The sequence below is a fragment of the Staphylococcus sp. FSL K6-0223 genome (genome assembly GCF_038008285.1).
This window is the reverse complement of record NZ_JBBOYX010000002.1, coordinates 341859-356168: the sequence shown is the minus strand read 5'-3', so window position 1 is coordinate 356168 and position 14310 is coordinate 341859. Positions and strand designations below refer to the sequence as shown.

At 33.4% G+C, this 14310-nt stretch carries 1 pseudogene (cut by a window edge); it reads right to left on the bottom strand.

Features of this window, described 5'->3' with window-relative positions:
• Positions 1-14310, bottom strand: a pseudogene (gene ebh / locus MHI13_RS12715) (hyperosmolarity resistance protein Ebh) (it extends 15613 nt beyond the left edge of the window).

Genomic DNA, 14310 nt, shown 5'->3' with positions numbered 1-14310 from the left:
TTGTCCCTTAGTAATAGCGTTGTTATAGGCAGTTTTCTGAGGTTGATCTTCATTAATGTAGTTACTTGTTGATTGAACTTGACTTTGATCATTAACTAATGATTTTAAAGAGCCCATTGAACTATCTAGAGTTTTAGCATCATCAAGTTGTGTTTGAACTTCTGTGCGAGTGTTTTTGTTATTGATTAATGCTTTTTCAGCTGATTTTTGTGCTGGTGTTAAGTGAGTTAAATTATCTATTTCAGTGTCTGCATTATGTTGTGCTTCTTGTAATTTTTGTTGACCATGTAAATTATTTTGAGCTGTAGTCACAGCTTGAGCTTTTTCATTTACAGTGTTTACGTTCATAACAGGATTGCTTGATGCATTTATTAATGTCTGAGCATTTGTTACAGCTTGGTTATATGCTTCTTTAGGTTCATTATCTTCGTTGATATAATTACTACTTGCTTTAATATGATTAACATTATTTACGCTCTCGCGTAACGATTTCATAGCATTATTCAAGTTAGCGTAGTCTTGTAATTGGCTAGTAATATTTGATCTAGTAGTAGCATGCTCAACATTCTCTTTAGCTTTAGCACGTTGTGCATCATTCAAATATGTTAAACCATCAATTGCATTCTTAGCATTAGTTTTAGCTTCAGCTAGTTTATTATTACCGTTCAAATCATTTTTAGTTGAGTTAACTTTTTCAGTAATTTTACTTATCTCACTAGGGTTTAGTTGAGCATTATTTTTATTGGATTCATTAATGATTTGTTTAGCTTGATTAACTGCACTATTATAAGCGTCTTGTTTATCTTTATCCGCATTTATATAGTTGCCTTGTTGAATTTCACTATTGTTGTCTGCGACACTTTGTTTTAATCCGGTCATTGCTGTATTAACGACATTTGCATTGTCTTTAATATGATTAACTGATGTTATGTTATCTGAATGATTAATTTGATCAGTTAAAGCTTGGCGTTGAGCGTTATTCAAATCATGTAAATCACTTAGATGATTAATAGCTTGTTCTTTAGCTTCAGCTAATCTTTGTTGACCGTCTAACGCGTCTTTAGTTTGTTGTACCTTTTGAGCTTTTTGATTTACTACATCACTACTCATTGTTGGGTTATGAGTTTGAGTTAAAATCTCATTAGCTGAATTAACAGCGTCATCATAAGCTAGACGTTTATCATTTGATGCATCGATATAATTTTCAGTTTGTTTAACATTTTGATAATTAGAAATGCTGTCAGCTAAAGTTTTCATAGCTTGATTTAATATGTCAGCGTTATTTTGAATAGCTTTTAAGTCACGATAATTACCAGCGCTATTAATTTGTTGAATAAAGTCCTCTTTTTGTGGTGCGTTAAGATTTCCTTCACCATTGATATGTGTAATAAATGGCTGTCTATCTAAAACTAATTGGGATCTTGCGTTATCTAAAGCCTGTTGAATTTTACTTGTCTCACGTGCGGCTGCTCTAATCTCTGCTACTGTAGGACTTCCGCTTAATATACCTTTATCTTTATTTAATTCTTGTTTAGCGGCTTCTAATTTTTCATTATAGTTTTGTAAAGTTTGTGTAGTCATGCCCTCTGTATCAGTTTGCTGAGTGATGCTATTTTCAAGTGCTTGCTTAGCTATTTCGAGTGGATCTTTGTCAGGTATTAACGAATCACGAGCGTGATTTAGATTCTTAATGACTTGATTAGCATCTGCCACTGCTTGGTTGACTTGTTCTACTGTTAGAGTATCTGGGTGTCTTGTTAATTTATTGATTTTTGTTTTTTCACTAAGTGCTTCACTCAACGAATCATTAAAATCTTCAACTGAGTCGGATGTCATACCGTCAGTGTTAGTACCTGCGTCAATTGCTGTTTGAATATTTTTCATAGCTGTTTTTAAAGGTTGTATATCAACTTTAAGCGCTTGTTTAGCTTGAGTTAATTCATTATTAATTCGCTCTGCGGTTGCTTTATTAGTGTTAATAGCTTCAACATTAGGGTTGTTAGCAAGTACGTTATTAATAGTATTGATTTCATCTTTTGCTGCTTGTAGTTTTTGATTGTAGACTTGAACAGACTGCTTTGTCATACCCACAGTACTAGGGGCAGAATCGATATTGTTTTGTAATTGTTGTTTTGCTGATTCTAGAGGTTCTTTATTAACAGTTAAACCATTTATCGCTGATGATAAATTATCAAGTTTTTGGTTTACTTTTTCTATTTCTGTTGAAATCTCTTGATCAGTAGCATTACCATTATTAATTAAAGCTTGAGCTAAATTTGACTCAGTTTGAGCTTCTTGTTTGGCATGTTGATAGGCATTTACAGACTGTTGCGTCATACCTTCCGTATGAACAATTTCATTTATTTTATCTTCAAGTTTAGTTCTCGCTACTTTCAGTGCTTCATTATTTGCTAAAGGTTGAAGTTTATTAATCGCTTCAGTTAATTGTTGGTTAACTTGATTTACTTCTTGTAAAGCTTGATCCACTTCATTTACAGTGCGAATAGCCTTTTGAATTACTGTATTTGCATTATTTTTAGCAGCAGTAATTTGAGATTGTAATGCTTGCATCGCTTTATTATAAGATTCAATACTATTTGGTTTTTTATTGTTAGTATCACCTGTTCTATTCAATCCATTCAATGCATTTTGTAATCTACTTGTATCAGCAGTTAAATGTTGCTTAGCATCATTAAGTGCTTGCAATGCTTGATTAACTTTAGATTTTTCATCCGCAATTTGTTGAGCAGTAGCATCGCCATTATCAATTATTGAGTTTGCTTGGTTAATGGCACTTTGTGCATCAGCTCTTTTAGCATTGTAATTATTAATAGAGTCTTGAGTCATACCTGTAGTGCTAGGTTGATTATTAATCGCTTCCTGTAATTGATTTCTAGCAGTAACTAACTCACTATTATTAGCCTTGTTTTCTAGTAAATGTATTGCTTTATTCAACTCAGGTTGAACTGTATCAATTTCATTTAACGCATGATTCACTTGTTCTACTGACGGGTTTTCATTATCTAAAACTTGTTTTGCTTCATTTTGAGCTGCATTAATCTGATTTTGAATCTTAGCTTTAGCGTCTTGATACTTTTTAATGCTTGCAGGCGTTTTACCCTCAGTACTCACTTGTTCAGTTAATGTATTGTAAGCGGTTTGAAGTTCTGACTTATCAGCTCTCAAATCATTTTTAGCACTATTCAATGCTTGTAAAGCTTGATCAACTTTATCTTTTTCTGCTGAAATTTGTTGAGCAGTAGCATCGCCATTATTAATTACTTGATCAGCTTTTTGAAGTTCAGCTTGTGCCGCTTGTTTTTTGGCATTGTAATTTGTAATTGTTTGAGGAGTCATACCATGTGTTGGATCAGGTTGATTTAAAGCTGCTTGTAATTGATCTTTAGCAGTAACTAACTCACTATTATTAGCCTTGTTTTCTAATAAATGAATTGCACTGTCTAACTTGGGTTGAACAGCTTTAATGTTGTTTAATGCGTTATTAACTTGCGAAACGGTTGGGTTACTGTTATCTAAAACTTGTTTAGCTTCATTTTGAGCTGCATTAATCTGATTTTGAATCTTAGCTTTAGCGTCTTGATACTTTTTAATGCTTGCAGGCGTTTTACCATTAGTATCTATATTTTTGATTAACTGTTGATAAGCGGTTTGAAGTTCTGACTTATCAGCTCTCAAATCATTTTTAGCACTATTCAATGCTTGTAAAGCTTGTTCAACTTTATCTTTTTCAGCTGAAATTTGTTGAGCAGTAGCATCACCGTTAGTAATTACTTGCTCAGATTTTTGAAGTTCAGCTTGTGCCGCTTGTTTTTTTACATTGTAATTTTGAACAGATTGTTGAGTCATTCCAGTAGTTGAAGGAGTTGAATCAACAGCTTGTTGTAATCGTTGTTTAGCGTTAACTAGTTCGCTATTGTCTGCTTTTTGATGTAATAAGTTGACTGCTTTAGTAACTTCAGGTTGAATAGCTTGGATTTTTCTAAGAGCTTCCTTGACAGCATTAACTGTAGGGTTATCATTCTGAAGTATTGAATTAGCTTCACTTTTAGCATTGTTTATTTGTGAATTAATTTGTGCTATCGCTTTATTATATTCTTTAATACTAGCTGGTGTTTTATCAGAAGTATTAACAGGTTTTGTTAATTCATTATAAGCAGCTTGTAATTGAGATTTATCAGCTCTCAAATCATTTTTGGCTTTATTTAAAGCTGTAGTAGCCTCTTCAACTTTTGTTTTTTCATTAGAAATTTCACTGGCTGATGCATCGCCGTTTGCAATTACTTGATTAGCTTTTTGAAGTTCAGTTTGTGCCGCTTGTTTTTTGGCATTGTAATTAGCTATTGACTGCTCAGTCATACCTTCTGTTGAAGGGACTTGGTTTATAGCGTTTTCTAGTAGTTGTTTTGCATTTACAAGTGCAGAATTATTTTCTTTAGGTTGCAATAAAGCTTCAGCTTGATTTACTTTTGTTTGGACTGCATTAACCTTATTAAGTGCATTTCTAACTTGTTCAACTGAAGGATTATTATTATTAATTACACTATTTGCCTCAGCTTTAGCACTGTCTAGTTCATTTTTAAAGCCATTTAATTCTCGTTCATATCTTTCAACTGATGATGGTTTTTTATCTGTTAAGTTAACTGATTGATTTAAATGATTATAAGCATTTTCTAATTGAGTTTTATCTGCTCTTAAATTATTTTTAGCTTCTGTATACTCTCTTTCGGCTTGGTCAACTCTATTTTTAGCTTCAGTAATTTGTTGAGCAGTTGCATCCCCATTATTAATAACATTAGTGGCATTTTGAATCGCTTGTTCAGCTGCTTGATGTTTATTATTGAAGTTTTGAGTACTTTGTGCTGTCATACCATCAGTTGATACAGTTGTTTGTAATGTTCGTTGTAGTTGATTTTTAGCAGAAACTAATTCACTATTATCTGCTTTATTTTCTAGCAAGTTATTGGCACTAGTTATTTTAGGTTGAACAGCTTTAATTTTATTTAAAGCATCATTAACTTGCGAAACTGTTGGGTTACTGCTATCTAATACTTGTTTTGCCTCATTTTTAGCAGAATCAATTTGTGATTGAATTTTAGCAATAGCATCATTGTATTTATGAATACTAGCTGGTGTTTTACCCTCTGTGCTAATATGTTCAGTTAATTTGTTGTAAGCAGTTTGCAATTGAGATTTATCGGCTCTTAAACCATCTTTTGCATTATTTAAAGCTTGTAACGCTTGATCGACTTTAGTTTTTTCTGCAGCAATTTGTTGAGCACTAGCATTACCATCATCTATTACATGTTGAGCATTATTGAGTTCTGAACGAGCTGCTGCTTGTTTAGCGTTATAAATGTCTACAGTTTGTTGAGTCATTCCTGTAGTTGAAGGAACTTGATTTACGGCATTTTGTAATTGCTGTTTAGCTTGAACTAATGCAGTATTGTTTTCTTTATTTTGTAATAAAGCTTTTGCTTCATTAACTTTAGTTTGCATTTCTCTAACTTTACTTAATGCGTTTCTTACATCTGCTACGCTTGGGTTACTAGCTTTGAGAACATTATCTGCCTGTGCTTTTACATTATTATATTCATTTTTAAACTGATTAAATTTATTATTATAAGCTTCTATTGAAGCAGGTTTTTTATTATTTGTATCTGCCGGTTGAATTAATTGATTATAAGCGCTTTGTAATTCTTCTTTATTAGCTCTCAAACCACTTTTAGCGTCGTTTAGAGCTTGTAAAGCCTGCTCGACTTTAGTTTTTTCTGCAGCAATTTGTTGAGCAGTAGCATCGCCATTATTAATTACATTCTGAGCTTCTTGTATTTCGTTTTGAGCAGCTTGTTGTTTTGCTCTATATACATTAATACTTTCTTGAGTCATTCCTGTAGTAGAAGGAACTTGATTTACGGCATTTTGCAATTGTTGTTTAGCATTTACAAGTGCAGAATTATTCTCTTTATTTTGTAATAAAGCTTCAGCTTGATTAACTTTTGTTTGAACAGCATTAACTTTATCCAAAGCGTTTTTAACTTGTGAGACTGTAGGATTGTTATTGTTAAGTACACCATTAGCTTCAGATTTTGCAGCGTTTAATTCATTTTTAAAACCTTCTAAGGCTTGTTTATATCTTGTAACAGAAGACGGTGTTTTATCTGTTAAGTTCACTTGTTGATTTAAGTGATTATAAGCTGTTTCTAATTGAGTTTTATCTGCTCTTAAATTATTTTTAGCTTCTGTATACTCTCTTTCGGCTTGGTCAACTCTATTTTTAGCTTCAGTAATTTGTTGAGCAGTTGCATCCCCATTATTAATTACATTAGCAGCATTTTGGATCGCTTGTTCAGCTGCTTGACGTTTAGCATTATAATTTTGAGCACTTTGTTGAGTCATTCCATTCGTAGAGGCAGCTGGTTGTAAAACTTGTTGTAAATGATCTTTAGCTCTTACTAATTGACTATTATCAGCTCTATTTTGTAGTAAACTTTTAGCTTCATTAATCTTTGCTTGTGCTGCTTTAACTTGGCTCAAAGCGTTATTTACTTGTTGAGGTGTTGCAAATTCTGTATTAATAACTTTATCAGCTTCATTTTTAGCTTGATTAATTTGAGCTTGAGCTCGAGCCATAGCTTGGTCAAAGTTTCTAATACTAGCCGGTGTTTTATTTTCTTTACTGATAGTATCATCTAAGTGATTACGAGCATTAATTAATTCAGTTTTATTAACTTTTGTTCTAATAGTTTCTGTGATCTCTTGCGTACTACCATCATTATAGTTAATGGTTACAGGTATTTGAGTTGTACTTCCTCCTGCAAGGTGAGTGGGAAGTGTTGCACCCCTTTTAATTACTGCATTACGTTTATTGGCTACTTGAACAGCATTATTCACATCCTCATTACTTACATTTTGACCTTGTTCTTTAATGATTTCATTAATAACTACGGTGTGAAGTGGAGGTGCAGCTACTGTGTTAGTACTGCTGCTCTCAGTGTTTCCGCTTCCTGCTCTAGAGATAATTGTTACTTGTGATTCAGGTTTAATGCTATTGGCATTGAAAATAATTATTCCGTTGCTTTGATTGAAGGAAACATAGCTAGGTTTGTTAGTAATTGACCAAGTGCCATTATTATTATGAGTAACTGTAAATGATTTAGATAACTCATGGCTATTTTCTAATTTTTCTGTATAAGTAACTTCTACTTTAGCAGTTGGATTATTAGAATGAGCTCTATTATCTGGTGTTATTTCAAATGTACCGTTTTCCCATACTTTAGCACTTGCTTGCTCTGGCTGAGGAGCTTTTACAGTGAATAACCCGCTCTCTGCTGTTGGACTAATAGTTTCCCCAGATCCTTCAGTAGCTAATGCTTGAAGTGTGTCTCCTGTCGCGATAGCAGGTCTATTTATTAATATTGAACTACCATTATCGCTAGCCAATACTCCTCTTACATTTGGCTCCCCATTTTGAACAATCCATCGACCTTCATTATTTTTAATAAATGTTGTTAGTTTGTGGCCGTTTTTATTAATTACAATCTTATCTGCAATCGATTGAGTGTGAGAAGTTGTGCCTTCAATTGGTACTTCTATCACTGCACCTGGAGTTATGGTAACTTCTCCTGAATTAGATTCAGTGATAATTGCATTGTTAGGCTGAGCACTCGTTACTATGAATGTACCAGGTTGTGATTCTTGCCAAGGGTGACCACCAGCATCTAATACATCGTAAGTACCTGTCTTTACAAACGTTTGACTAGTATAAGCTAAACTTTGCCATTGTGAAGTATTTGAACCTGTAGTTTTAGGGTTCCAGTAAAATAAAAAGCCGTTTGTAGGTAAGTCGTCTCCATTTTCTAAATGTACATATTTTTTAACCCAAGTACCTCCAGGGAAGGTTTGGCCGATTTGAATTTTATATACTGAATTAGCAAAGTCAAATTTATACACCCATACTTTTACTGGTACTTCTACTGGTGTGTCAATACCTGGATAATGAATTAAAGCAGTTAAGTTTTGTATACCTGCAACATTTTTGTCTGGTTGGCGATTATCCTTCCAAGATGTTGTTGCTCCATATCTATTATTACCTTCAAAAGTTATATAGTTGTTTACATCAGTTCCTCGACTTAAATCAATGCCAAATTTATCTCTATTTGGTGTAACAGCAGATACTGTTGGATAAACCATTACTGGAATATTAACTGTTCGTGTACCTTGATGATTCGGTAAAGTGACATTTATAACTTTTTCTGATTCACCGATAGTATTTTTCCAAGTGTCAGGACTGTCGACCCAAGAGAACTGTGAACCTGATGGAGCATTACTTATAAAGTTATTAAAGTTATTAAAATTGAAATTAGAACCTTTTACAAATTTAATACCACCATTTTTAGCATGCATACCTTCTGTAACATTAACAGGATTACTAGCATCAGAGGTAACAGTAATATTCTCAGTCACATTATTTACACCATTACTAGTGACTTTTGCGTAAGTTAAATTATTTTCAGTAATTGAGACTTTTGCTGTTATATTACCTGTAGGTAATATGCCTTGAATAGTTACAGTAGCCACACCATTAGAATCTACTGTTTGCGTTGTATTTTGAATAATTGAACCATTAGATTGGTATAGAGATACATTAGCATTATTTGGTACGTTTCTAACTAAAATTTGCTGATGAGTTAATCCGCCTCTATAAATAACGCTATTACTATCTATGACTGGTTTGTTAGGTTTAACTTCGTAAAGTACTTTCACATTTTCTCTTTCGCCATTAGGATAAATGACTGTTGCAACTCGAGTAAATGCCCCAGGAGTTCTTGAACTTGGTGTTCCTAGGTTGTCTCCCCATTCAAAGTTCATACCTTGTGCCCATGAATGATTGAATGGTTGCACATATGAACCAGCAAAATCAGCATTATCTGGACGAAAAACAAATTGTCCATTTATCGTCGTTTCAAAAATCCTTTTAGGTTGAGATTTGACAATTTTATAGGAAGTACTTTTACGTATTGGCGTAGATTCTCCGTCAAATAAAATATCTGCTTCTAAATTTTGTTCGACGCCAATTTGATTACTATTTATATTTGGACCTCTATTATTAACCCAAGTTACTCTAGCTTCTATAGGACTACCATTTTTTTGTTTAAAGAAGTCTTTAGGGTTAGCACCTTTTCCTTCAGGGAAATTTTGGCCCTGTACAGTGTATCTAGGTTCTGCAAATATTTCCGGTATGATTTGTTTAATTAATACATTTATTTGAGAAGTCGTATTATCTGCATAAGTGATTGTAACTGTAACACTTGAATTATTATTTGTATTTGTGACGTTACTGACTTCTTTAGAACGAATTTCATTTTTTGGAGCTGTGACATAAGTTCTATTAGGTTCATTATTAGTAATTGTTAATGAATTAATTACAGTATTCTTTTCAGTTTGAGTTAAAGTGGTACCATTTCGTATACTACTAATTCTAATAGGGTTCTGAATTGTTGAACTACTAGTAACATGATATTTATCTTTTAAAGGTTTAATAAGCACATTAAATGATTGTTCTGTCTGATTATTACTTTTATCAGTGGCAATAACTTTTACTGCCTTAGTAGTTTGACTCGTTACATTAGGAGCTGTGCCTGTTATTTCTGTATTGCTGTTATTTTTTGACACTGCGATATCGCTAGTTTGCGGAATTGAGACTGATTGTACTCCATAATTATCTGTTACAGTCATATTATTTCTAAATGTTTCACCAGAAAAAACGACGTGGTTATTATAATTACCAAAGCTTATTACAGGTTTGACGTTATCACTTGGCACGAAATAAACATCTATTACATTATTAGTGACCTCCATGAGATTAGCAGAGTCATCTGTTGAATCTGTAATGTTATCAATATATTGTTTAGCTCCATATGGCGTTAGGACAAGTTGAGCTTTGTATATAACACCCATAACTCCATTGTTAGACCCATTTGCTTTAATAACTTTGTCGACATTGAATGCTTGAGCACCATTAGCAGCAGGTACTTCCCCACTTGAAACTTGAGAGTTTCTTTCATTATAAATGCTATTAGAGTGACTTACTTCAGCATTTTCAATTCCAGTACTAGCCTGAACTAAATCTAATACTTGTATTACTTGACCATCTTTAGTATAAAAACGCAAGTTATCTAAAGTATTGAGTTTAGTTGAGAAACCAGTGGTTTTATATTTAGGTGTCCCTCCAGCAATTGCTAAAGCCTTATCGTCACCTGATATGTCGTTTCTCAATGAAGGTATGCTTGTGCGAGCAGTTAATAAAGGCAATATTTGATTTAAAGTAATTGATGATCCTTTAGTTGCATCGTATCTATAAATAATCGATTTGTGATCTGGAGACCATGATAAACCTCCATCTGTATCACGGTGAGCTATTTTATCATTCGACCATGAGATAGTATAATCATCTCGAATATTTGTCCAACGTAAAAAGTTCATATCACCTGGATGTGATGTAAAAGTTTTATTATATTTATCTTTTCGAACTACAACATTTACAGTACTTGCACCACCACTAGTTGGGTTATTTACAGTAATATCACTAAGTTGGATGTCTAATCTTCGATTGGCTTCAACAAAAGCTTGTTTAACCTTGTTAACCTCTTCATCACTTAGTGTTGATGGATTTAATCGATAAACTCGTAAATTACCAGATGGCGCTATAACATCCACAGCTTTAACACGCAATGTAAGTGTTGTTGCATTTTGATTATATGCATTGACCGCTGTAATACTATAACTATGCGTTTCATTTCCAAAGTGAGCTATCTGATCGCCTGTTGGTAATGTGTCATTAGGGTACATAACTGTAAATGTCGTATTTGTTGGAATATCTTGACCATTACTCAATGAGAAGTACTTTCTCAAATCTCTTCCTATTTCATATCTTGAGCCTTTAGGTACGAATATTGTTGCAATTTTAGGGTCAGTGACATCTGTATCAGCATATATGTCTTTACGAATTGGATCATATGTGTAGATGTTACCAGCATTCACTGTCCCTTGAGACCCATCTTTATAATTCACAAGAATGTTACCGTTATCTTGAGGAACTAAAGGATTTGAGCTTGCTAAGTAAGTCGATTTGTTAGTATTTAGTCTTTGTAGTTTATCTTTACCTTGATTTTTTTCTTGTGTAGTAAAATTAGTAGGATTTACTACAAGAATTCTATTACCAGCAGACAAAGGAGTAAGTGGATAGTCAGTCGCTAAGCTCCCAACATTTACATTGATAGTTTTAGTTTGTTGGTTATTATCATTATCAGTAGCTGTTAATCTAAGAGAAATAACACTATTTAGAGCTTGACTATGACTGATAGTACCTGAAACTGTTAAAGTACCAGTTTCGTTATTAGAATTCTTAACAAAGGTCTGAGTCCATCCAGATGGTAATCCCTCTACACGTACTTGATTAAGTCCAGAACCTCCGTGATTTTCAGTTACAGGTATAGAGAATGAGACATGATTATCTCTATAATATTTTGCGTTTAATCCTACAGGTTCTCCAAATGTCGGAGGCGTGCTATCACTTGATAAAGTAATGATATTACTAAAGTTAGATTGAACATTCTCGTTAAAATAAGTGATAGCTTTTAATTCAGCAGCTCTTGGAAGACCTTGTATATAATCGCTAGCTGTAAAAGTAACCGTTCCAGTATGCGTAGCATCTGCACTTGCTATCACTGTATAGTTCTCAGGTTTAGTATAAGGATCTGAGAAAGGATCAGTTGAACCGTTTTGTCCTCCAACAACAAGTAAAACTTTAGCATTAGTTTCGTGTGGCACATTAGTAACTATAATTTCTGGTTTTTGACCTGCTTTGCCTCTAAGTTGCATTTCAGTTGTTTCAATTGTCGGAGGATTAGGTTTAGCACGTACTTCGAATTGTTCTTCTCTATCTCCTAATCTTACTGTAATAAAATAATCTCCAGGTGCTAATGTTCCGACTAAAGAGAAGTTTTTCTCGTTGGCATTATTAGTTTGACCTTTAGATTCTTCTAATCTCAATGTATTTGGGTAGCCATATACCGACCAAGTATTATCTCTAATAGGTTCATTACTTGTTAGTTGAACACGTATATCTTGTTGTTTAGGCGAATTATTATGCATATTTCCAGCCATAACTTCGTATACTGGATGACCAGCTTTTTTAGATTCTGAATAACTTTCAATACTTTGTCCTTCATTGTTATGCCAATAAGAAATCTTTTGTTTAAGAGCTGGTTTAACATACAAATTTACTGGAACTAGAGTTTCTGGGTTATGGTGACGATCTCGCGCGTTAAATCCAATCATTAGCTTAATTGGATTTCCTGTGCGAGCAGCTTCCTCCAGATTATTCTTTGAGAATGTACTCTAGATTTCAACTGGATTTAATTCATCTGCACCGAAAATGCGTACTTGGTCGTAAGCATCATTATATCGCATAAAACCAAAGATAGATCTACTTATATGTTTTACATAACTTAAAGGATCGTCGGCATAATCAATAGTATGATCTCCATCAGAGTCCAATATAGCTCGATCGGTATTTTTACCTATAGATGGATCATATACATACTTAGTATTACCTAAATGCATAGTACGATTTTTAACTTCTACGAGAGATTGAATACGATTTTGATATTCTTTCATTGGTTCAACATATAATTGGTTGTAATTAAATAATTGTCTAAATTCTAGTGCACGACCGCCTGCTGCATAATAAAGACGTTCTGTTGGGAGACCATTAGTTTTAAAGGAAATTCTATAACTTACGTCCCCTTTACCAATAAAGCTATATATTGAATCTAGACCTTGTCCTTGTTCAGGTTTCTCACCATTTAAGAAAGCAAAGTTTTCGTCACCATAATAGCGCGCTGTAGATGATGCACCATTTCGATTGAAATAAGAATTACGATCATATTTGTTGCTACCTCGAGCAAAATCCCAAAAGCTATTTATATGAACGGTAGGCGTATTATAAAATGGGTAACCATGAGCGGCACCATGTCTAAAATAATTAGCCACAGATGGTTTAATTCCATCAGCGGTTTGCCAAAATTTAGGCAGAGGTGCGCCTGAACCTGAGCCCACACCACCATAAGCTGTGCTTGTTCCATTTTTGTTTATGATAGAAAATGTAACTTGACCTACTGGTGTTTGGTCACGTGGGATTCCAAACCAATAAATCATATTTTCATGATTTGAGTGTCCTTTGTTAAATAGTATATCCCACTCGTAACCATCTTTAACCCTTTTAGCAGTTATATAAGCGATACCTTTGACATCTGATGCATGTAATGTGTTATAAGGTGTTGATGGTAATAGATAAGGCGCCCCTTTATTAGAAGCGTGTAAAAATGTTCCTATTGGATATCCTGAACCATCATCATCGCTCGATACATAATATTCAGTCCATGCATCTAAATAAGCTGAATTAGATTTACTACTAGCCCGATCTTTATTAACACTTCTAGTAGAACGGTTGTTTTTATTTATTTTAGTTGTACGCGTGGGTAGTGTACGAGCTAATTCAATCGCTTGTTCTAATTGTTGGTACATCAAATCAAGCTGTTTTGATTCAGGATTATCATTATTACCAAGAAAATCATTAAGTTTGTCAAAAGTAGCTTTAACTTTATTATATTCAATTGTATTAGCTTTATCAGTATCTATCATTCTATATTCATGATATGACGCATCATATAAAGCTTGTAGTCTAGTCTTATCTAAAGGCGGTTGAACAAGTTTTGGTTTGTTAGTATCTTCAACTTGTTTATTTTTTGAATCTTCTTTAGTAGATTGTTTATTGGTAATTGATTTTTCTTTTAAATTATCTTTTTGTTTTTCTTTATCATTTATTAAAGATTTTACAGCTTCTGTTTTTACCTTATGACTGTTTTTATCATTAGGATAGTTGGATGGTGAGTTCTTAGTATTTTCTTTCGCGCTCTTTTGAGTTTCATCACTATTGCTAATAGATGTTTGTACATTTGTTAAAAGCTCAGTATTATTTTCTGAAATTGTATAGACATCATTTTTATTTTGGTCAATTTTAGAGTTAGTTTGTTGTTTTGCAGTGGAGTCGTCTTCATCTCCATTTAGTGCTGTTTTTTTAACTATTGTAGCAGGTTGATCTGATTCATTTGCTTGAGCTTGATCCGTATTAAAACCAATAAATACCAGGGTTGCGATTACAGTCGAAAATGTTCCAATGGCATATTTTCTGATACTAAATTTCTGTAATTTATCTCGATTATTCAA